This window comes from Yersinia sp. Marseille-Q3913 (assembly GCF_963892745.1).
GTDB lineage: Bacteria > Pseudomonadota > Gammaproteobacteria > Enterobacterales > Enterobacteriaceae > Yersinia > Yersinia bercovieri.
This window is the reverse complement of sequence record NZ_CAWQAF010000077.1, coordinates 57591-78028: the sequence shown is the minus strand read 5'-3', so window position 1 is coordinate 78028 and position 20438 is coordinate 57591. Positions and strand designations below refer to the sequence as shown.

Genomic DNA, 20438 nt, shown 5'->3' with positions numbered 1-20438 from the left:
GCGCATCATAGCACACCCCTGCTCGCTTTTCCTTTAATCGCGCTGTTTGAGAAAAGCGATGGCTTTCGCCAGTGAGCGGGTGCGGGGTGCCGGTGGCAGGCTATTAAGGAACATTGCGCCATAAGGGCGCATCACCAAACGATTATCACAGATAACCAGCACACCACGATCATCAATATCGCGAATCAATCGCCCCACGCCCTGTTTCAAGGTAATAACAGCATCGGGCAGTTGCACATCATTAAAGGGGTCCCCCCCGCGTAGACGGCAATCCTCAATCCGCGCTTTCAGCAACGGATCATCCGGTGAGGTGAATGGCAGTTTGTCGATGATAACGCAAGATAATGCATCGCCGCGTACATCCACCCCTTCCCAGAAACTGCTGGTTGCGACGAGCAGCGCGTTGCCCGCCGCCACAAACTGCGCCAGTAGTTGCCCTTTGCTGGTTTCGCCTTGCACCAAAACCGGCAATGTCATGCTGGCGCGAAATTCCTCCGCCAGCCCGCGCATCATCTGGTGCGAGGTACAGAGGAAGAAACAGCGCCCTTTATTGGCGTCAATTAAGGGTTTTAGCATCACCGCCAGTTTGCGGGCCGCCCCCGGCTCATTAGCGGAGGGCAGATTGCGCGGCACACAGAGCAAGGCTTGATTGGCATAATCAAATGGGCTGGGCAACAGCAAAGTTTTGGCGTTCGTCAGCCCTAGCCGAGCGGTGAAATGAGATAATTGGTCGTTAACGGATAGCGTGGCGGAGGTGAAAATCCAGGTTCCCGGTTTCTCTTCGATCAACTCACGAAAGCGGTCGGAGACCGAAAGTGGTGTCAGCGCCAAAATAAAGTGGCGTGAATTACACTCATACCAGTAGCTGTAACCGGGTGTGGTGACCTCTTTTAAGCGCTTTAGGCGGTTACGATAGACAGTGGCGCGCTCAAAGGCGGCATCTAACATGGCTGAACGCCCTAGCGACAGTTTCATCACGTCATAACATAGCTCTAGCGCATCATCGAGTAACAGCAGCGCCCGCTGGATAGCAGGCTGCTCCATCACATCACGTAAATTACCGCGATAACCTGGGTCACCCAGAACTAAGCGAAAATCTTGGGTACTTTGTGACAGGCGATCAGCACTTTTCTGCAATTGCGCAGAGTCCCGCACTTCGGTGCGATAAGCAATGATGATGTCTTTCGCCAGATCCATCAGCTGTCTGCTGGTGAGCTGCTGGCCGAAATATTGGCTGGCAATATCTGGGATCTGATGGGCTTCATCGAAGATCATGACATCTGCGGTGGGGATCAATTCAGCAAAGCCGCTCTCTTTGACCACCATGTCAGCCAGAAACAGATGATGGTTAACCACCACCACATCCGCATCCATCGCCTTGCGGCGGGCTTTCACCACAAAACACTCTTTGTACAACGGGCAATCACTGCCCAGACAGTTATCATTGGTACTAGTGACCAGCGGCCAGACAAAACTGTCCTCAGCGACCTGACCACAAGTGCTGATATCGCCGTCAATCGTTTCCGTTGACCAGCCGCGCAGGCGAACCAAATCGACCAGTGTTTCACCCGCCAACTCGCCCCCCGCCAATGATTGCTGTTCAAGGCGCTCCAGACAGAGGTAGTTTGATCGCCCTTTCAATAAGGCCAATTTCCCTTTATATTTCAAGGCGGTTGCCACGGTGGGTAGATCACGGGAATAGAGCTGATCCTGCAACGCTTTGGAGCCGGTAGAGATGATCACTTTGCAATCAGCCCGCAGTGCCGGTGCCAAATAGGCAAATGTTTTGCCAGTACCCGTGCCCGCCTCAACCACCAATTGCTGTTTGCCATCAATGGATTCACTGATGGCCGCAGCCATCTGGCGCTGGGACTCTCGGGGGTTAAAACCTGTAATGGCCTGCGCCAGTGCGCCATCTGTTGCAAAATCGTCTATCACACTGTCTCTTCCGGGCGAAATCAGCGGTGATTATGCCAAGCCTATCGCCTCGCGACTACACATTCTCGCCATCAGCTATGCTACCCTTATGCCAATAACTGACATTGAGATCCACATAAGGGAGTGAAAATGAGTATTGAGCGAATTAATCCAGCAAAACGTTGGTCCGATGCGGTGATTCATAACGACACCATTTACTACACCAGTGTGCCGGAAAACCTGGATGCCGACGCCACCGCGCAGACCGCTAACACTCTGGCGGCGATTGATATCATGCTAAATCAGCTCGGTTCAGATAAAAGCCGTATTTTGGATGCCACCATCTTTTTGGCTGATAAAGCTGACTTCGCGGCGATGAATGCGGCGTGGGATGCCTGGGTGGTCGATGGCCATGCGCCAGTGCGCTGTACCATCGAATCCAAGCTGATGAATCCGAAGTATAAAGTTGAGATCAAAATTATTGCGGCAATCTAGTTTGCTGCGCGTAGCGAGCAGGTATCAATACAGATTATACCCCAAGTAATTGGCGTTGCAGGTAGGCAGCCAGCAAGCGAATCCCGATGAGCTTACACAAGTAAGTGATTCGGGTTCGTGTGCGCAGCGAACACCCCTGCAACTTCAAGTACGAAGGGTATATTAGGACAGCTTAATCATCACCATCCCAGCCAGCAGAAAAATCAAGCCAATCCAACCCTTATAGTTCAAGCGCTGGTTAAACAAAATCCAGCCCGCCGCTACGGTTGCTGCAATACCAAAGCCGCCCCATAAAGCATAAGCTACTGATAACTCTATACCTTTGACGGCCTGCGCCAGGGCGCTAAATGCCCCTAACACCGACAGCAATGATAAGATGCCCAACCATACACGGCGAAAACCATCTGACATCTTCAGCAAAATATTGGCGATGATTTCCAAAATGACCGCCAGAATCAGAAAGGCAATATGGTAAAACTCAAGCTGTTGCATGATGCTCACCCGAATTTCGGCTCGGACTGTTTGGTTTCTTTGGCTTACGAGTTCCTGATTTCACTAACATTATGCCGCCGATCAAAGTCACTAAACCGGCAATTTTCAGTGGCGATAAGCTTTCATCAAACCACAACACACTGAAAACAGTAATAATCAGGATACCAATCCCTTCCCACAGAGCATAAGCCACCCCTAACGCGACTTTCTTCACCGCCAGCGCCAGCAAAATATAGGAGCCGGTTATCATAAAATACATCACGATATGCCCGGTCATCTCACCGCTGACACTGGCGTATTTCATTGATAAAGTGCCAATGATCTCAGCAACAATGGCTAACCCCAAAAATATCCAATAAATCATCTTTCTTCTCCTAACACGCATCAACGCACGCTAAGGTCTATTTATTACGGTTATCCTCACTCGGCACCCTATTCACAAGGTATAGGTGTGCGCAGGCCGTAAGAAATAGAAACTCACTTGGCGTATAATTTTTTTCGAAAATTGACTTAAAACGGAAGAGGAGAGACGCTACAGCTCGCTGCACCAGTGATGTTCACTGGCCAGAATGGCAGACAGGAAGAGTTGGCAGGTAGAAGGTTTGAAAGTAATTCCATTAGTTTTAATCATAATATATCTCTTTTTTTTAGCCACACCCGCTTTAGCCACCTACTTACTAGCCAAACTTAGTGCGATACGCCTAAAACCCTCATAAAGTTGGAATAATTAACTATAGTATTTTTACCACAATCAATTTTATAAAGCAAACCATCAATTTAGCAAATAGTTTAAAAAAAGAGATTTAAAAATAATAAGTTAGTGATTTCAAAAAAACAAAACCCCTGCATGGCAGAGGTTTTATATTTAGCACGAATGCTGGGATTCTCTCGTCAGTTCAGGGAGTTAGAACAACTTATGCAGTCGCACCCGCAACAGCTTGTTTCGCTAATTCAGTAATGCGCGCATAGTCACCTTTTTCCAGCGCATCCGCCGGAACCAACCATGAACCGCCAATACACAATACGCTTTTCAGCGCCAGATAATCGCGGTAGTTGTTAGGTGTGATCCCGCCAGTTGGGCAGAAACGCACTTGTGAGAATGGGCCGCCGATGGCTTGCAGTGCTTTAACACCGCCGTTCGCTTCAGCTGGGAAGAATTTAAACTCACGCAGACCATAGCTCATGCCCAGCATCAGCTCAGAAACAGTACTGATCCCTGGAATCAACGGGATGGAGCCTTCAGTTGCAGCTTTAAGTAATTCATCAGTCAACCCAGGGCTAATAGCAAACTGTGCGCCCGCTTCCACCACATCAGCCAATTGTTGCGGATTAAGCACGGTGCCGGCACCCACAATCGCTTCAGGAACATCTTTGGCAATGGCGCGGATCGCCTCAACAGCACAAGGGGTGCGCAACGTCACTTCCAGAACCCGAACACCGCCTGCTACCAAGGCTTTTGCCAAGGGTACTGCTTGCTCGAGCTTGGTAATCACAATCACCGGGACAACGGGGCCTGCGGTCATGATCTGTTCTGCGCTCGTTTTCCAGCTTTTCATCAGTTGTTATCTCCACTTATGCCGATTGGCATGTACTCACCCGAAGGTGTCAGTTGAAATATGGCACGCAGAATACCTACAGATGCTTTCCGCCTGCCATAAAGAATCAGAATGCGAGCCAGCTAACGGCTCTTTATTATTGCGCGCGGCCTCCTGCCCCTAGCTGCCCGCCCAGCTTCCCTGACGGTGACGCACCAGCAAAATCTCATCTGATGATGTGTCGAGTCATCAACTTATTCGAACTCATTCCATGAACGGCCATCACGGGTGATCATGGCAACAGATGCTACCGGCCCCCATGTCCCAGACTGGTAAGGTTTAGGCGCTTCGTTATCCGCCGCCCATGCATCCATGATTGAATCCACCCACTTCCAGGCTTCCTCAACCTCATCACGGCGAACAAACAGCGCCTGAATCCCACGCATGGTCTCCAGTAACAGCCGCTCGTAGGCGTCAGCAAGGTGCTGTTCGTTAAACGTCTTAGAGAAACTGAGGTCGAGTTTGGTGGTTTGCAGACGGTGCTTATGCTCCAGACCCGGCACTTTATTCAGCACTTCAATTTCGATGCCTTCATCCGGTTGTAAACGAATGGTTAGCTTGTTCTGTGGCAGTTGCTGATAGGACTCGCGGAACAGATTCAGCGCAGGATTTTTGAAGTAAACCACCACCTCTGAACATTTGCTTGGCAGGCGCTTACCGGTTCTCAGATAGAACGGCACACCGGCCCAACGCCAGTCATCAATATCGACGCGAATAGAGACGAACGTCTCAGTATTGCTGCTCTTATTCGCACCCTCCTCTTCCAGATAGCCAGGCACTTTATTACCCTGCACAAAACCTGCCGTGTACTGACCACGCACTGTCGTTTCCCGCACATTGGTGTGATCGATACGGCGTAGCGATCGCAGCACTTTCACTTTCTCATCACGGATACGGTCAGTGCTCAAGTCTGCCGGTGGTGACATGGCAATCATGGTCAGGATTTGCAGCAAGTGGTTTTGGATCATGTCGCGCATCTGACCGGCCTGATCAAAATAGCCCCAGCGCCCTTCAATGCCCACTTCTTCTGCCACCGTGATCTGCACGTGATCAATGGTGCGGTTATCCCAGTTAGAGGCAAACAGCGAGTTAGCAAACCGCAGTGCCAACAGATTCAGCACCGTCTCTTTGCCCAAATAGTGGTCGATGCGATAGACCTGACACTCGTTAAAATATTCAGCGACCTGATCGTTAATCACCCGAGAAGAGGCCAAATCCGTCCCCAGAGGTTTCTCCATCACCACCCGGCTTGGCTCTTTATTCAGCCCCGCCTCACCTAACCCTTTGCAAACCGCACCAAAAGTGCTCGGCGGCATCGCGAAGTAGTTAATAGTTATGCGATTTTTTTGATCCAGCATTTTGCCCAATTTGGTGAAATGCTTGCTGTCATTGACATCTAAATTACAGAAATCGAGACGTGAACTGAGCTTTTGCCACAATTCATCGTCCAATGCCTCTTTCATAAAGGTATCGAGGGCTTCCTTTACCACGGCTGTGTACGCGTCTTTATCCCAATCGGCACGGCCTACGCCGATGATCCGAGTATCAGGGTGGATGTGACCCGCTTTCTCTAATTGGTAAAGGGAAGGCAGCAGTTTCCGGCGAGCCAAGTCTCCCTTAGCGCCGAAAATCACCAGATCACACGCCTGGGCTGCTTGGCCTGTATTAGTTACCGCCATGTTATTCTCCTCGTTGCAGGATATTTGTAATTTTCTTACATTACTAATGTACTCTCTTTGGCTATAGCCAGTAAACCCAGATAAAAGTGAGTCAAAAAAGGTCAAAAAACATCCATTCAGGCGGCAAGCCGCGTCAAATCAGGCCGCACAACTTAAAAATGTAATTTTATGACGTTTTTGACAACCATTTACCATTATGAAAATTAGACACAGGTCATATTCTGGTGAAAAAGCTTCACTTCCTACCAGATGCCACTGCCAACGGGTCCCAGCTCGTAGTATATTTTCATTAAACCGACATAGATTTCTCCTTTAAATGAAATCGGTAAAACCCATGGGTGACTCTCGTTATATGAATACGCTGGAAAATATCCAAAATAATCTGGACCTCCTGAGCAAATCTGAAAGGAAAGTCGCCGAGGTGATCCTTGCCTCCCCGCAAACAGCTATCCATTCAAGTATCGCCACCCTCGCCAAAATGGCGAACGTCAGCGAACCCACGGTAAACCGTTTTTGCCGTCGACTGGATACCAAAGGTTTCCCTGATTTTAAACTTCATTTGGCACAAAGTCTGGCTAATGGCACACCTTATGTGAACCGAAATGTTGAAGAAGATGATAGTGTAGCCGCTTACACCGGTAAAATTTTCGAATCAACCATGGCCAGTCTGGATATGGTGAAAAACAATTTAGACATTGCCGCTATCAATCGGGCCGTGGATCTATTGACGCAGGCAAAGAAAATTTCGTTCTTTGGCCTTGGTGCATCTGCTGCCGTCGCCCATGATGCGATGAATAAATTTTTCCGCTTCAACATCCCGGTAATTTATTTTGATGATATCGTGATGCAACGTATGAGCTGCATGAATTCCAGTGAGGGCGATGTGGTGGTATTAATATCCCATACCGGCCGCACAAAAAGCCTGGTTGAGTTAGCTCACTTAGCCCGTGAAAACGATGCCACCGTGATTGCCATTACCTCGCGCGATACACCACTGGCAAATGAAGCGACATTACCACTGCTGCTAGATGTGCCGGAAGACACCGATATGTACATGCCGATGGTGTCCCGTATTGCTCAACTGACATTAATTGATGTCCTGGCGACTGGTTTTACCCTACGCCGCGGGGCAAAGTTCAGGGATAACCTGAAACGCGTTAAAGATGCATTGAAAGAGTCTCGTTTTGATAAAGGTTTACCGCGCGTCAACAGCGGTGAATAGAGGTAAAAGTGCTCTACATCCGCAAGCGGATAACATGCATAACATGATTTTGTCATAAAACATGAAAAAGTTTCGTCGTAAAATTTGTAGCTTAGTTACATGTTACTCTCGGATTATTATCCGCTGTTTTAACAACACCATGCTTCATCAGTCAACGGAGTAAGAGATGTCCAGACGGCTCAGAAGGACCAAGATTGTTACTACACTGGGGCCGGCTACTGACCGCGACAATAATCTGGAAAAGATTATTGCTGCTGGTGCTAACGTAGTCCGCCTGAATTTTTCCCATGGTAGCGCCGAAGATCATGAGTTGCGGGCAAATAAAGTCCGTGAAATCGCTGCTCGACTGGGGCGCCATGTGGCTATTCTTGGCGATTTACAAGGTCCTAAAATCCGGGTATCTACTTTTAGGGAAGGCAAAGTTTTCCTGAATGTGCACGATAAATTCCTGCTTGATGCCAACATGGCTAAAGGCGAAGGCGATAAAGATAAAGTCGGTATCGATTATAAGGGCTTGCCCGCTGATGTCGTCCCTGGTGATATCCTGCTGCTGGATGATGGCCGGGTACAGTTGAAAGTGATTGAAGTACAGGGCATGAAAGTCTTCACCGAAGTCACTGTCGGCGGCCCACTATCCAATAATAAAGGCATTAATAAACTCGGTGGCGGCCTGTCAGCAGAAGCGCTGACTGAAAAAGATAAAGCCGATATTGTTACCGCCGCTAAAATTGGCGTAGATTTCCTGGCAGTCTCCTTCCCGCGGACTGGCGAAGATTTACACTATGCTCGTCGTCTGGCTCGTGATGCAGGTTGCAATGCGCAAATCGTGGCCAAAGTTGAGCGTGCTGAAGCCGTAGCAACAGATGAAGCTATGGATGACATTATCCTCGCTTCTGATGTGGTGATGGTGGCTCGTGGTGACTTGGGTGTGGAAATTGGTGACCCTGAATTAGTCGGTATCCAGAAAAAACTAATCCGCCGCGCTCGTCAGCTTAACCGTGCGGTGATCACCGCGACTCAGATGATGGAGTCGATGATTACCAACCCAATGCCAACTCGTGCAGAAGTCATGGACGTGGCAAACGCGGTACTGGATGGCACCGACGCCGTGATGTTGTCGGCAGAAACCGCAGCCGGTCAGTATCCGGCAGAGACTGTGGCTGCAATGGCGCGAGTTTGTCTGGGCGCAGAAAAAATCCCCAGCATTAATGTCTCTAAGCACCGCCTTGATGTGCAATTCGACAATGTCGAAGAGGCCATTGCGATGTCGACCATGTATGCGGCAAACCATCTGAAAGGGATTACGGCGATTATCGCCATGACCGAATCAGGCCGCACCGCGCTGATGATGTCCCGTATCAGCTCCGGTTTACCCATCTTTGCGATGTCACGCCATGACCATACCTTGAACCTGACGGCTATCTACCGTGGTGTCACCCCGGTCTATTGCGATACTCACACTGATGGTGTTCTTGCGGCCACAGAAGCCGTTAATCGATTGAAAGATAAAGGCTTCCTGGTTTCTGGCGATCTGGTGATCGTGACGCAAGGTGATGTGATGGGGACGATTGGGACCACCAATACCAGCCGTATCATTCGTGTTGAATAATTAGTTTTAAGTTTTAATTAGCAAAAAGCCCGCTACTAAATAGCGGGCTTTTTATGTTCAATCTTAAGGGTTAAACCCCGAGAAACTGGCGTTAAAGATCCTTGCGCACATAGGGTTCAATCTCGCCTTCTTTACGGGTTTTCAGCAGCTTAAGGATCCAGGTGTACTGCTCGGGATTGGGTTTAACCAGCAACTCAACTTCTTCATTCATCCGACGGGCGATATAAGCATCATCAGCATCTGCCAGGTCATCCATTGGTGGACGAATATAAATATCAAGGCGATGTTCACGATAATTATACACTGGGAACATCGGCACAATCGCCGCACGGCAGACTTTCATCAACCGCCCAACCGCTGGCAATGTTGCTTTATAGGTGGCGAAGAAATCGACAAATTCGCTTTGCTCAGGGCCGTAGTCCTCATCGGGCAGATAGTAGCCCCAGAATCCCTGACGTACTGAGCTGATAAAGGGCTTGATACCACTTTCTCGCGCATGAATGCGCCCACCAAACCGCAAGCGCGCACTGTTCCATAAATAGTCCACCAGCGGATTGCGCTGATGATGGAACATGCCTGCAACCGGTTTGCCCTGCTCGGCCAACAGCATGGCCGGAATATCAATTGACCAGGCATGAGGCACCAACAGAATAACGTTACGCTCCTGCCGTTGCAGTTCGTCCAGGATATCCAATCCGTGCCAATGAACGCGAGACAGTACTTTTTTCGGATCGCGAAAACAGAGTTCAGCCATCATCATCAGCGGCTGTGCCGCAGTGGCAAACATCTGATCAATGATATGTTCGCGTTCAGCTTCTGACAGTTCAGGCATGCAATAAAGCAGATTTATGCGGGCACGACGACGGCCGCTCTTAGCGAACTTCCCTGCAAGACGGCCAATACCCGCCAGCAGTGGATCACGGAATTTCGGCGGGACATAAGCCATCGCCGCCATGGCTCCGGCTCCCAACCAAACGCCCCAAAATCGCGGGTGTAGGAAAGATTTTTTAAATACTGGGATAAAGCCAGCGGCGTCGTTTTTCTCTTTATGCATGGAGGAACTCTTGGAATTGGCAGTGGGCTAATAATAACATACCCTTGATCCTTGAAGTTGCAGGGGATTAGTGACGCTCGTTACTCGCCCCATCCATGGGCCGCGCCAAGACGAGGCGGTTACCAGCAACACCAATGGCTCCAGGTATAAAACGCTCCGGTAGAACGTGGCTACCGGATAACAGTTAATCTAATTGCAGTTGTGGAATAACCTGCTTGGCGATAGCCAGATATTCACTGCGATCTTTACCGCTTAAGCCTTCCGAACGCGGCAATTTGGCTGTTAATGGATTAACGGCTTGCTGGTTCATCCAGAATTCATAGTGCAGATGCGGGCCAGTAGAACGCCCCGTGTTACCTGACAACGCAATGCGGTCGCCACGCTTAACTTTCTGACCCGGCTTAACCAGCAATTTTTTCAAATGCATATAACGGGTGGTGTACTGGCGACCATGGCGAATAGCGACATAGTTGCCCGCAGCCCCACTGCGTTTTGCAATCACCACTTCACCATCACCAACAGCCAGAACTGGCGTTCCTACTGGCATCGCGAAATCCACACCTTTGTGCGGCGCAACACGCCCAGTCACAGGGTTAAGGCGGCGAGGATTAAAATTAGAGGAGATTCGGAACTGTTTCATGGTTGGGAAACGCATAAAACCACGGGCCAAACCAGAGCCCTGACGATCGTAGAACTTGCCGTCATCGGCACGAATAGCGTAGTAATCCTTACCACCGGAGCGCATACGAACCCCGACCAACTGGCTCTGCTCACTGCGGCCATCAAGAATTTCACGTGACATCAACACTGAGAACTGATCACCTTTGCGCAGTTTCGCGAAATCTAACTGCCACTGCAGTGCTTTGGTTACCGCACGAATTTCAGAGCTGGTTAAGCCCGCCTTCTTGGCACTGGTCACAAAGCTGCCATCAAGGCTGCCAGTCAGAACTTTGTTGCTCCACTCTCCCTTCTGTAGCTCTTTCGTCTCTTTGAATGTATTGCCGACACGATCATAAGTGCGCGTTTCACGGCGAGACATTTCCCACGTCAGACGTTGCAAATCACCCGCATCATTGACGGTCCAGGAGATTTGCTGCCCAATTTTCAAATTACGAAGGTCACGGTTTGAGGTCGCGAGCAGAGAGACATCCGAGATATCAATACCATACTGGGTAAGAATGCTGCTCAGGGTATCCCCCGTTGAGACAACATACTCATGGACGCCCGTTTCACTGGCATCTTTGGCATCTAATTCGTCTTGCGGAATTTCATCATCAGGTGTGGGCTGATCGATGGGTTCACTGGCTTCAGGTAGTAAAATGCGGGTTTGGCTGGTATCTAATACCACGCTCTTGGCGATCGGCTCATGCTCAGGGTGATAAACAAAAGGCCGCCAAACAGCTACGGCCAGTGTCATTACAGTCAACGACCCCAACATAATTCGATGGGGCCGAGGGAGATTGTTATACGCCAGAGTGATAGTTCGGACTATCTGCTGCACTTATGAGTATCCTTTTAATCTTGCTTCAGGCAGCTCACGTATTGGTTCGACAACTGAGACAGAAAGTCCACATAGCTGTCCTTGCCTAATACTATGCCGCTGCCCAAGGGATCCAACGTACCTGAACGGACGTCTGTTCCTTTGGCAACGGCATTAATGACGGCCGGCCTGAATTGTGGCTCAGCAAAAACGCATACCGCTTTGTGCTCAACCAACTGTGTTCGAATTTGATGTAAACGCTGCGCACCAGGTTGTATTTCGGGATTGACTGTAAAATGCCCTAATGGGCTCAAGCCAAAGTGTTTTTCAAAGTAGCCATAGGCATCATGAAAAACGAAGTATCCCTTACCTTGGGCAGGCTTTAGCATAGTAGCAATATTTTTTTCATTTTGCGCTAGTTGATCCTCGAATCGGCGCAGGTTTGCATCTAGTTTGTCCTTATTTTGCGGCATAAGTTCCAATAATCTGTCGTGAATCGCGATTGCAGATTGTTTTGCTATGGTAGGCGACAACCAAATATGCATATTGTATTCGCCGTGGTGGTGCTCATCGCCACTATTATCTTTAGCATGATCATGGTCATGCCCTGCTTCTTCCCCTTCATGCTCATCATGTTCATCACCTTTCATTAATAAAGGTGTAACGGAAGGGAGCTGAGCCAATGCAATCTGTTTTTTATCAGCAAGTTGCGACAGAGGTTTTGCTAAAAATGCTTCCATTTCAGGGCCGACCCAAATAACCAGCTCAGCACTGCGTAACCGCTGGACATCTGATGGACGAAGCGCATAATCGTGCGGCGAGGCACCATCGGGCAATAAAACCTCAGTCGGTAACACGCCATCAGCAATGGCAGAGGCAATAAAACCTAATGGTCGTACTGAGGTAACGACCGCAGCTGAGACAATATTAAATGGAGTGGCGATAAAAATTGCGCTAGCTAGCATTGCCCGCTTCAGCCACTTATTTTTATGTAACATAATACGAATTCTCGACGTTTTGTTGGGTAAAGCGTAATATTATAACATCCATCCGGTTCTGCAAACGTAATCATAATGTCCACATTGGTAACTCTAAATAAGATATCCGTCACTTTTGGTCCTCGGCGGGTACTGAATGATATTTCCCTTTCTCTGCGTCCGGGAAGGATCCTGACCCTGCTTGGGCCAAATGGCGCAGGTAAATCGACACTGGTTCGCGTGGTGCTGGGATTGGTTGCCCCCACCAGCGGTACACTGATTCGCCAGCCGGGCCTACGCATTGGTTATGTTCCGCAAAAGCTCCATCTGGATGCCACATTGCCCCTCACGGTCAGCCGTTTTATGCGGCTGAAACCCGGCGTCAAAAAGGCCGATATCTTGCCAGCACTTAAGCGGGTACATGCCGCACATTTGTTGGATCAACCCATGCAAAAACTGTCCGGTGGTGAAAACCAGCGGGTGCTGCTGGCGCGCGCATTGCTGAACCGCCCACAGTTATTAGTATTGGATGAACCGACGCAAGGTGTTGATGTTAATGGACAACTGGCACTGTATGACTTGATCGAGCAATTACGCAAGGAGCTGGGCTGCGCCGTGCTGATGGTCTCCCATGACTTGCATTTAGTGATGGCAAAAACCGATGAAGTCTTGTGCCTAAACCAGCATATTTGCTGCTCCGGCGCGCCGGAAGTGGTTTCAACGCATCCTGAATTTATTGCCATGTTTGGCAATCGCGGTGCCGAGCAGTTAGCCGTTTATCGCCATCACCATAACCATCGCCACGATTTGCACGGAAAGATTATTTTGAAAAATAGTGGGAGTCGTGACGCATGATTGAATTATTGCTGCCAGGCTGGTTAGCTGGCGTTTTGTTGGCGACAGCCGCTGGCCCATTGGGCTCTTTTGTCGTCTGGCGGCGGATGTCCTATTTTGGTGATACCCTGGCCCACGCCTCGCTACTGGGTGTGGCATTCGGTTTGCTGCTCAATGTAAATCCTTTTTATGCCGTCATTGTTATGACCATGGTGCTAGCACTGATTTTGGTGTGGTTGGAGCGCCGCCCACAGCTCGCGGTCGATACCCTACTGGGGATCATGGCTCACAGCGCATTATCTCTGGGTCTGGTGGTGGTTAGCCTGATGCATAATGTGCGGGTCGATTTGATGGCCTATCTGTTTGGCGATCTGCTGTCAGTCACATTGAGTGATATCTGGTTGATTGCTGCTGGGGTGATGGTGGTCTTGGGGGTGTTGTGCTGGCAGTGGCGCGCTTTGCTATCAATGACCGTCAGCCCAGAATTGGCTCATGTGGATGGAGTTAATCTGGAGCGCGTTCGGATGTTGCTGATGCTGGTCACCGCACTAACGATAGGGTTATCGATGAAGTTTGTCGGCGCTCTGATTATCACTTCACTGCTGATAATCCCAGCCGCTGCCGCTCGTCGTTTTGCCCGCACACCTGAACAGATGGCGGGAATTGCAGTCGGTATTGGTGTGATTGCCGTGACTGGCGGCTTAACCTTCTCTGCTTTATATGACACACCCGCCGGGCCTTCAGTGGTGCTTTGTGCCGCTGTGATGTTTGTACTGAGCTTGTCACAGAAAGCGCGCGGATAGTGGTTTTGATTAAGTAGGGCTTATTAGGTTGATGACAAACCTACTTTGTCACTCCGAAACTGGCGGGGCGACTGCACCGATGGGCGCTCCGACGGCTCACGCCGTTACGACCCATTCGGCACATTTCCCCGCTTATCAACTTTGTCAGCAGTCTGAGGGCTTATCTTGATAAGCCCCATTTTTATCGTCCTACTTTCCGCTTTAAGGCGGTTAACTGCGCAAACTCGTGCTGTAGCTTACTCTTCGCGGGTGATACCAAAATGTTTGTAGGCATGATTAGTGGCAATACGCCCACGGGGAGTACGCTGAATAAAGCCTTGCTGGATGAGATAAGGTTCCAGTACATCCTCAATGGTTTCCCGCTCTTCGCCAATAGCTGCCGCCAGGTTATCCAGCCCTACTGGACCCCCCATAAACTTATCAATCACCGCCAGTAAGAGTTTACGGTCCATAAAGTCGAACCCTTCGGCATCGACATTCAGCATATCCAGTGCTTTCATCGCCACATCACCATTAATGGCACCATCAGCGCGCACCTCAGCGAAATCCCGCACGCGGCGTAATAGCCGATTGGTGATACGTGGCGTGCCTCTTGAACGGCGCGCCAACTGGTGCGCCCCTTCAGTGGTTAACTCCAGCCCCAGACACCTAGCGCTGCGCGAGACAATGTGTTCTAAATCAGCAACCTGATAAAACTCAAGGCGCTGCACAATACCAAAGCGATCACGCAACGGGGAGGTCAATGAACCAGCACGGGTCGTGGCACCAATCAAGGTAAAGGGCGGTAAATCAAGTTTGATTGAGCGGGCAGCTGGGCCTTCGCCAATCATGATATCCAACTGGTAATCTTCCATGGCTGGATACAGAATCTCTTCGACGACCGGTGACAGGCGGTGGATTTCATCAATAAACAGCACATCGTGCGGCTCAAGATTGGTCAGCATCGCGGCTAAATCACCCGCTTTTTCCAGCACGGGGCCAGAAGTGGTGCGCAGATTTACCCCCATCTCATTGGCGACAATATTCGCCAAAGTGGTTTTGCCCAACCCTGGCGGGCCGAATATCAGTAAGTGGTCAAGTGCATCACCGCGCTGCCTGGCCGCTTGAATGAAGATTTCCATTTGTTCACGGACATGGGGCTGCCCGACATATTCAGCCAACAGTTTCGGGCGGATGGCCCGATCAATGCTCTCTTCATCACTGATAACGCCCGCTGAGATCAGGCGGTCGGCTTCAATCATCATTTACCCCTATTTATAACGCGGCACGCAGAGCATCACGGATCAAGGTTTCACAATCCGCCCCCGGTTTAGCGATTTTGCTCACCAAACGGCTGGCTTCCTGCGGCTTATAGCCTAACGCCACCAAGGCTGAAGCGGCTTCAGCTTCAATATCCGCATCAGAGAGTTGTGATGAAGAGGAGGCCGGTAAGGTGATGTCGCCGGTATTGTTGAACAGGTCGCCATTTAGCCCCTTGAAGCGGTCTTTCATTTCGACCACCAAACGTTCAGCCGTCTTCTTACCAACACCTGGTAGTTTTACCAGCGTAGTAATATCTTCGCGCTCAACCGCTGCCACAAACTGCTGCGCTGACATACCGGAGAGAATGGCTAACGCCAATTTTGGCCCGACGCCGTTCACTTTGATCAGTTCGCGAAACAGTGCCCGCTCCTGCTTATCATTGAAGCCGTATAGCAGTTGGGCATCTTCACGCACAATAAATTGGGTAAAGATAATGGCTTCCTGCCCCAGTTCAGGCAGCTCATAAAAGCAGGTCATTGGCAGTTGGACTTCATAGCCAACACCGTTTGCTTCCAACAGCACCAGTGGTGGCTGTTTTTCTAAAATGATACCTCTGAGGCGGCCTATCACGTGGATCTCTCCTTACCCATAATCCCCTTTGCACTTGAAGCTGCATAGATGCTAGCGGCAATTCCAACTACTCTGGGTAGAAACATAATTGGCTGTTTATAGCATAAAAAAGGCTGGATGGATATCCAGCCCGTAATAACAGTTAACCGACTCGCATTAAAACGTTGGTCAACGGATCCTGCCACGTGCCAAAGTCATCTGATTATTACCCAATCGAAGGGTATTTTGACTGAGATGGCAGTGAGTGATGGCGATAGCCAATGCATCGGCCGCATCGGCCTGAGGATTCGCGGGCAGCTTCAACAGTGAACGCACCATGTGCTGAACCTGGCTTTTTTCAGCCGCACCGGTTCCTACGACGGTTTGCTTCACCTGGCGAGCTGCGTATTCAGAAACCGGCAAATTCAGGTTTACCGCAGCAACAATGGCCGCCCCACGCGCTTGCCCCAGCTTTAAGGCCGAATCTGGATTCTTCGCCATAAATACTTGTTCGATAGCAAAAAAATCGGGTTGAAACTGAGTGATGATTTCAGTCACGCCGGCATAAATCAACTTCAGGCGGGTTGGCATATCGTCAACCACAGTACGGATGCAGCCGCTACCCAAATAAGTGAGTTGGCGACCCTCCTGGCGAATGACGCCATAGCCGGTGACCCGAGAACCGGGATCGATACCTAATACGATCGCCATACCAATTTTTTTACCTTGTTCGCACAGTTGCTTCTCAACGATATGACTTTAGTGATACCGAGGGATAAAAGCACCACATTAATAGGGCCTCTGTGGCACTGCAAAAACGCTGGCCACTAAGAGTGACCAGCGATGATGACAGACATTGCTAATGTGTAGCATGAGATAACGCAGCTTTACAGTGTTGCTGCAACTTCATCAGAGATTTCACCATTATGGTAAACCTCTTGTACATCATCAGAATCTTCCAGCATGTCGATCAAACGCAGCAGTTTTGGTGCCGTTTCGGCATCCAGATCCGCTTTGGTTGATGGGATCAAAGCAACTTCCGCGCCTTCTGCAACCAACCCTGTGGCATCTAAAGCATCTTTCACCGCCCCCAGAGACTCCCAAGGCGTGAACACGTCAATGGCGCCGTCGTCATAGACCACGATATCATCTGCACCCGCTTCCAACGCCGCATCCATCACGGCATCTTCTTCCAAACCTGGCGCGTAAGAGATGACGCCTTTTTTGGTAAACAGGTAAGAAACGGAACCATCAGTCCCCAGATTACCACCGGTTTTGGTGAATGCATGGCGGACTTCAGATACGGTACGGTTACGGTTATCACTCAGACACTCAACCATCACGGCAGTGCCGCCTGGTCCATAGCCTTCGTAAATGATTGTTTCCATGTTGTTATCTTCGTCACCACCAACACCACGGGCAATTGCGCGGTTCAGGGTGTCGCGTGTCATATTATTCGACAACGCTTTATCGATAGCCGCACGTAGCCGTGGGTTTGCACCGGGATCACCACCACCCAGACGTGCCGCAGTCACCAGCTCGCGGATAATTTTAGTAAAAATCTTACCGCGTTTGGCATCCTGCGCCGCTTTGCGGTGTTTTGTGTTGGCCCATTTACTATGACCTGCCATATGTATCTCCAAAATAACCTAAAAGACGTACTCTTCAATCGCTTGCTGGTTGCTCCAGGATTTGGTCAATGCAGCGGCATCCGCCGCATTGAGCCACTGGTAAGCGAGATGTTCGGTGATCACCACATCTCGCTCTTCGGGTAGCGCCAGACAGAACCAATGCTCTTTATTCCGCGTCACACCCGGTGCATAGCGACGGCGCAAATGCGCAAAGAGTTCAAATTCCACACAGCGCTGGCAGTCGAACAGCTCCAGATTTTCACCCAGTATATCAATGCCGACCTCTTCCTTTACTTCGCGCTGCGCAGTTTGCAACGGGGTCTCCCCCTCTTCCAGACTGCCAGTGACTGACTGCCAGAAATCAGGATCATCTCGCCGTTGCAACATCAGCACCCGACCGCTGGATCTGGCGTAGATAACCGCCAGAATCGATTCGGGGCGTTTATACCCGTCATCTTTCAAACTGCAGGTGTGTTGGCTGCGCTCGCTACTCGGCCCGTCCATAGGCCTCACCTCTGCGAGGCCGCTGCAAGCAGCATTCAAATCTGCTCCCAGCAGATTTGTCATCCGAATCACTTACCGATGTAAGCTCATCGGGATTCTCTTGCTTGCCGCCTTCCTGCAACTCGAAATCTACTGGGTAGATATAATTCATTACTGATTCTCTTCTTCCGCTGCACCTTTTTTCGCCACGACGCTAATAGATAGCTCTTGCAGTGAAGCAGGATTGGCAAAGCTTGGCGCGTCAGTCATCAGACAAGCCGCCGCCGTGGTTTTCGGGAAGGCTATCACATCACGGATGTTGTCAGTACCGGTCAGCAGCATCACTAAGCGATCCAGACCAAAGGCCAGGCCCGCATGGGGTGGTGTACCGTATTTCAAGGCATCCAGCAGGAAGCCAAACTTCTCACGCTGTTCATGTTCATTGATGCCTAAAATACCAAACACCTGTTGCTGCATTTCTGTGCGGTGAATACGCACAGAACCCCCGCCCACTTCATAGCCGTTGATGACCATATCGTACGCATTGGCGATTGCGGTGGTCGGTGCTGCCGCCAACTGTTGCGGGCTCATCTCTTTCGGCGCGGTAAACGGATGGTGCATCGCCGTCAGGCCGCCTTCGCTGTCATCTTCAAACATCGGGAAGTCAACAACCCACAGTGGTGCCCATGTACCCAACTGGGTCAGTTGCAGATCACGGCCCACTTTCAGACGCAATGCGCCCATGGCATCAGTCACTATCTTGTTGCTATCTGCGCCGAAGAACAGGATATCGCCGCTTTCTGCCTGAGTGCGGGTCAGAATCGCCTCCAGAACTTCAGCACTGAGGAACTTGGCGATAGGGCTTTGCACCCCTTCCATCCCGGCTGCGCGATCGTTGACTTTCAACCATGCCAAACCTTTAGCGCCGTAGATACCAACAAACTGGCCATACTCGTCAATTTGCTTACGAGTCACCTGTGCGCCGCCAGGAACACGCAGTGCTGCAACACGGCCTTTAGCGTCATTCGCCGGGCCGGAGAAGACTTTAAATTCAACCTCTTTAACCAGATCCGCGACATCCACCAACTCCAGTGGGTTACGCAGATCAGGCTTATCAGAGCCGTAACGGCGCATGGCTTCGGCAAAGGTCATGACCGGGAAATCACCCAGATCAACGCCTTTGGTCTCCTGCCACAGTTCTCGCACCAGTTTCTCCATCACTTCACGCACTTGATCGGCGGTCATGAAAGAGGTTTCAACATCGATCTGGGTAAATTCAGGCTGACGGTCAGCGCGTAAATCTTCGTCACGGAAGCATTTTACGATCTGATAGTAGCGGTCAAAACCAGACATCATCAGCAACTGCTTAAACAGCTGTGGTGACTGTGGCAAAGCATAGAATTTGCCTTTATGGACGCGACTTGGCACCAGATAGTCACGCGCACCTTCTGGCGTCGCTTTAGTCAGCATCGGGGTTTCAATATCGAGGAAACCATGGCTGTCCATAAAGCGGCGGACAAAGCTGGTGATTTTGGCGCGGGTTTTCAGGCGATCAGCCATTTCCGGGCGACGTAAATCCAGATAGCGGTACTTCAGGCGCTGCTCTTCGCTGTTGGTCTGATTAGAGTCCAGTGGCAACGGCTCAGAACGGTTGATGATATTCAGCGCGTTAGCAAAAATCTCCACTTCACCGGTAGACATATCTTTATTGATTTGGCTATCAGGACGCGCCCGCACTGTACCGGTGATCTGGATGCAAAATTCGTTACGCAGCTCTGAAGCTTGCTCATAAGCCGCTTTATGGTCCGGATCGAAGAAGACCTGAACGATGCCTTCGCGATCTCGCATATCAATAAAAATCAGGCCACCCAGGTCACGGCGACGATTAACCCAACCACAAAGTGTCACTTCTTGGCCCACATGAGACAGATTCAACTGCCCGCAATACTCAGTACGCATACAATATCCTTTTACTCAGCCGATGCCTTTCAATTGAAAACCGGCCGCAGAGATTAAGTTTCGATAACCCAGGCTGATGACACGCAGGACATTTGAGTCAGTGGCGCGTCAGAAAATTTCTGCAATTTCTCTAATCGATGGTTGCAAGCGCTACACGCCCTATTTTATCCAAAAAAAGTCATATATAGGCACAGCTATTTTGGATGAAAGGCGGTTGAAAAAGGGGGTCATTATAAAGGAAATTCGAGGCATAGATAAGAGCGAACGCACAGCTCCGGCACGACAAAATCCCTTTCAATGATGTTTTAACACATCATTTAACAAATTTCCCCCCTCACAAGACGTGCCCAATAACAT

At 50.1% G+C, this 20438-nt stretch carries 19 protein-coding genes and 1 pseudogene; 5 read left to right on the top strand and 15 right to left on the bottom strand.

The features are described 5' to 3' along the window. Nucleotides 1-33: 33 nt before the first annotated feature. Entirely contained in the window at nucleotides 34-1938 is a 1905-nt protein-coding gene (locus tag AACW11_RS18560; RefSeq protein WP_212585105.1) for an ATP-dependent DNA helicase, read from the bottom strand. A 129-nt stretch (nucleotides 1939-2067) separates the two neighbouring features. On the opposite strand from AACW11_RS18560, the gene AACW11_RS18555 reads away from it, so the two are divergent. Further along, complete coding sequence (locus AACW11_RS18555; protein WP_212585104.1) at nucleotides 2068-2412, top strand: RidA family protein; 345 nt, start codon at nucleotides 2068-2070, stop codon at nucleotides 2410-2412. Nucleotides 2413-2574: 162 nt separating this feature from the next. Here AACW11_RS18555 and mdtI read toward each other — a convergent pair whose 3' ends face one another. The 4 genes from mdtI to zwf form a co-directional block, all read right to left on the bottom strand. Beyond that, nucleotides 2575-2904 (bottom strand): multidrug/spermidine efflux SMR transporter subunit MdtI, encoded by a 330-nt coding sequence (mdtI, locus tag AACW11_RS18550; protein ID WP_050127023.1) that lies wholly within the window; start codon nucleotides 2902-2904, stop codon nucleotides 2575-2577. After that, nucleotides 2891-3268, bottom strand: coding sequence for a multidrug/spermidine efflux SMR transporter subunit MdtJ (gene mdtJ / locus AACW11_RS18545; protein WP_050113509.1), 378 nt, complete (start codon nucleotides 3266-3268; stop codon nucleotides 2891-2893). Before mdtJ ends, mdtI begins: the two co-directional genes overlap by 14 nt. Nucleotides 3269-3818: 550 nt before the next feature. Further along, a complete protein-coding gene (locus AACW11_RS18540) occupies nucleotides 3819-4460 on the bottom strand; it encodes a bifunctional 4-hydroxy-2-oxoglutarate aldolase/2-dehydro-3-deoxy-phosphogluconate aldolase (protein ID WP_212585103.1) in 642 nt (213 codons plus the stop codon). Nucleotides 4461-4693: 233 nt separating this feature from the next. Further along, nucleotides 4694-6178, bottom strand: a complete 1485-nt coding sequence (gene zwf / locus AACW11_RS18535) for a glucose-6-phosphate dehydrogenase (protein WP_005270195.1) — start codon at nucleotides 6176-6178, stop codon at nucleotides 4694-4696. A gap of 316 nt (nucleotides 6179-6494) precedes the next feature. Here zwf and AACW11_RS18530 point away from each other — a divergent pair, with 316 nt between their 5' ends. Both AACW11_RS18530 and pyk read left to right on the top strand, forming a co-directional pair. Further along, the gene (locus AACW11_RS18530) at nucleotides 6495-7400 is read left to right on the top strand and encodes a MurR/RpiR family transcriptional regulator (protein WP_283049038.1); all 906 of its coding nucleotides are present in this window, start codon (nucleotides 6495-6497) and stop codon (nucleotides 7398-7400) included. A 166-nt stretch (nucleotides 7401-7566) separates the two neighbouring features. Then, nucleotides 7567-9009, top strand: a complete 1443-nt coding sequence (gene pyk, locus AACW11_RS18525) for a pyruvate kinase (protein ID WP_212585102.1) — start codon at nucleotides 7567-7569, stop codon at nucleotides 9007-9009. Between the two features lie 91 nt (nucleotides 9010-9100). Here pyk and lpxM read toward each other — a convergent pair whose 3' ends face one another. The 3 genes from lpxM to znuA form a co-directional block, all read right to left on the bottom strand. After that, the gene (lpxM, locus tag AACW11_RS18520; RefSeq protein WP_212585101.1) at nucleotides 9101-10063 is read right to left on the bottom strand and encodes a lauroyl-Kdo(2)-lipid IV(A) myristoyltransferase; all 963 of its coding nucleotides are present in this window, start codon (nucleotides 10061-10063) and stop codon (nucleotides 9101-9103) included. A gap of 184 nt (nucleotides 10064-10247) precedes the next feature. After that, nucleotides 10248-11564: a murein DD-endopeptidase MepM gene (gene mepM / locus AACW11_RS18515; protein ID WP_212585100.1), complete on the bottom strand. Its 1317-nt coding sequence runs from the start codon at nucleotides 11562-11564 to the stop codon at nucleotides 10248-10250. Between the two features lie 14 nt (nucleotides 11565-11578). After that, nucleotides 11579-12541: a zinc ABC transporter substrate-binding protein ZnuA gene (gene znuA / locus AACW11_RS18510; RefSeq protein ID WP_212585099.1), complete on the bottom strand. Its 963-nt coding sequence runs from the start codon at nucleotides 12539-12541 to the stop codon at nucleotides 11579-11581. A 75-nt stretch (nucleotides 12542-12616) separates the two neighbouring features. Between znuA and znuC the strand changes: the two genes are divergently transcribed. Further along, nucleotides 12617-13375, top strand: coding sequence for a zinc ABC transporter ATP-binding protein ZnuC (gene znuC, locus AACW11_RS18505; protein WP_212585098.1), 759 nt, complete (start codon nucleotides 12617-12619; stop codon nucleotides 13373-13375). Next, entirely contained in the window at nucleotides 13372-14157 is a 786-nt protein-coding gene (znuB, locus tag AACW11_RS18500) for a zinc ABC transporter permease subunit ZnuB (RefSeq protein ID WP_212585097.1), read from the top strand. The genes znuC and znuB overlap by 4 nt, the downstream gene beginning before the upstream one ends. Before the next feature lie 236 nt (nucleotides 14158-14393). On the opposite strand, the gene ruvB is transcribed toward znuB, so the two are convergent. The 7 genes and pseudogenes from ruvB to AACW11_RS18465 all read right to left on the bottom strand — a co-directional run bounded on the left by ruvB (nucleotide 14394) and on the right by AACW11_RS18465 (nucleotide 20206). Continuing rightward, nucleotides 14394-15398, bottom strand: a complete 1005-nt coding sequence (gene ruvB, locus AACW11_RS18495; protein ID WP_212585195.1) for a Holliday junction branch migration DNA helicase RuvB — start codon at nucleotides 15396-15398, stop codon at nucleotides 14394-14396. A gap of 13 nt (nucleotides 15399-15411) precedes the next feature. Then, on the bottom strand, nucleotides 15412-16029 hold the full coding sequence (ruvA, locus tag AACW11_RS18490; protein WP_032899199.1) for a Holliday junction branch migration protein RuvA: 618 nt from the start codon (nucleotides 16027-16029) through the stop codon (nucleotides 15412-15414). 168 nt (nucleotides 16030-16197) lie between these two features. Then, nucleotides 16198-16719 carry a crossover junction endodeoxyribonuclease RuvC gene (gene ruvC / locus AACW11_RS18485; RefSeq protein ID WP_005279945.1) on the bottom strand — a complete coding sequence of 174 codons (522 nt, stop codon included), beginning with the start codon at nucleotides 16717-16719 and terminating at the stop codon, nucleotides 16198-16200. Between the two features lie 176 nt (nucleotides 16720-16895). Further along, nucleotides 16896-17639, bottom strand: coding sequence for a YebC/PmpR family DNA-binding transcriptional regulator (locus AACW11_RS18480; RefSeq protein WP_005272090.1), 744 nt, complete (start codon nucleotides 17637-17639; stop codon nucleotides 16896-16898). 18 nt (nucleotides 17640-17657) lie between these two features. Further along, nucleotides 17658-18143 carry a dihydroneopterin triphosphate diphosphatase gene (gene nudB, locus AACW11_RS18475; RefSeq protein WP_212585096.1) on the bottom strand — a complete coding sequence of 162 codons (486 nt, stop codon included), beginning with the start codon at nucleotides 18141-18143 and terminating at the stop codon, nucleotides 17658-17660. A gap of 150 nt (nucleotides 18144-18293) precedes the next feature. Next, nucleotides 18294-20081 (bottom strand): aspartate--tRNA ligase, encoded by a 1788-nt coding sequence (gene aspS, locus AACW11_RS18470; protein ID WP_212585095.1) that lies wholly within the window; start codon nucleotides 20079-20081, stop codon nucleotides 18294-18296. A gap of 15 nt (nucleotides 20082-20096) precedes the next feature. Continuing rightward, nucleotides 20097-20206: pseudogene (locus AACW11_RS18465) on the bottom strand (FmdB family zinc ribbon protein). Nucleotides 20207-20438 lie beyond the last annotated feature (232 nt).

Bases quoted from the DNA above. Each gene is read 5' to 3' on its own strand.
- AACW11_RS18540 (WP_212585103.1), bottom strand. From the start codon at position 4,460: ATGAAAAGCTGGAAAACGAGCGCAGAACAGATCATGACCGCAGGCCCC.
- znuA (WP_212585099.1), bottom strand. From the start codon at position 12,541: ATGTTACATAAAAATAAGTGGCTGAAGCGGGCAATGCTAGCTAGCGCA.
- mdtI (WP_050127023.1), bottom strand. From the start codon at position 2,904: ATGCAACAGCTTGAGTTTTACCATATTGCCTTTCTGATTCTGGCGGTC.
- lpxM (WP_212585101.1), bottom strand. From the start codon at position 10,063: ATGCATAAAGAGAAAAACGACGCCGCTGGCTTTATCCCAGTATTTAAA.
- zwf (WP_005270195.1), bottom strand. From the start codon at position 6,178: ATGGCGGTAACTAATACAGGCCAAGCAGCCCAGGCGTGTGATCTGGTG.
- znuC (WP_212585098.1), top strand. From the start codon at position 12,617: ATGTCCACATTGGTAACTCTAAATAAGATATCCGTCACTTTTGGTCCT.
- ruvB (WP_212585195.1), bottom strand. From the start codon at position 15,398: ATGATTGAAGCCGACCGCCTGATCTCAGCGGGCGTTATCAGTGATGAA.
- ruvC (WP_005279945.1), bottom strand. From the start codon at position 16,719: ATGGCGATCGTATTAGGTATCGATCCCGGTTCTCGGGTCACCGGCTAT.
- nudB (WP_212585096.1), bottom strand. From the start codon at position 18,143: ATGGACGGGCCGAGTAGCGAGCGCAGCCAACACACCTGCAGTTTGAAA.
- mdtJ (WP_050113509.1), bottom strand. From the start codon at position 3,268: ATGATTTATTGGATATTTTTGGGGTTAGCCATTGTTGCTGAGATCATT.
- aspS (WP_212585095.1), bottom strand. From the start codon at position 20,081: ATGCGTACTGAGTATTGCGGGCAGTTGAATCTGTCTCATGTGGGCCAA.
- AACW11_RS18480 (WP_005272090.1), bottom strand. From the start codon at position 17,639: ATGGCAGGTCATAGTAAATGGGCCAACACAAAACACCGCAAAGCGGCG.
- pyk (WP_212585102.1), top strand. From the start codon at position 7,567: ATGTCCAGACGGCTCAGAAGGACCAAGATTGTTACTACACTGGGGCCG.
- znuB (WP_212585097.1), top strand. From the start codon at position 13,372: ATGATTGAATTATTGCTGCCAGGCTGGTTAGCTGGCGTTTTGTTGGCG.
- AACW11_RS18555 (WP_212585104.1), top strand. From the start codon at position 2,068: ATGAGTATTGAGCGAATTAATCCAGCAAAACGTTGGTCCGATGCGGTG.
- AACW11_RS18530 (WP_283049038.1), top strand. From the start codon at position 6,495: ATGAAATCGGTAAAACCCATGGGTGACTCTCGTTATATGAATACGCTG.